Source organism: Streptococcus sp. KR, assembly GCF_002238115.1.
GTDB lineage: Bacteria > Bacillota > Bacilli > Lactobacillales > Streptococcaceae > Streptococcus.
In genome coordinates this window covers 1-247 of sequence record NZ_NGVM01000292.1, presented here as the reverse complement: position 1 = coordinate 247, position 247 = coordinate 1, and the positions used below count along the sequence as shown (strand labels likewise).

The following is a 247-nucleotide window of genomic DNA, read 5'->3' as shown; positions in this document are numbered from 1 at the left end:
GGTATTCAGGAACGGGCCAAAGTTCGTGACTTGAGTGTCATGATTATTTTTGCCGGTGAAGGTGACGCTGATATTCAGGCAAAAGCCATTCGAACCGTGATTGAACGATCGGTGATGGGAATCTTGTTGGTTGCCATTGACTTGGATCCGTCAAATGACGAATTGTTGGAGAGCGCCAATATTCCGTTTATTTTCATTTCAATGACGTTAAAGAATGGTAAATTCCCGTTTATTTCGTCTAATGATT

The 247-nt window shown here is 41.7% G+C and carries 1 pseudogene; it reads left to right on the top strand.

Annotation, left to right across the window (positions count from 1 at the left end):
* Positions 1-247 (top strand): annotated as a pseudogene (locus tag CBI42_RS12000) (LacI family transcriptional regulator); the annotation flags it as partial.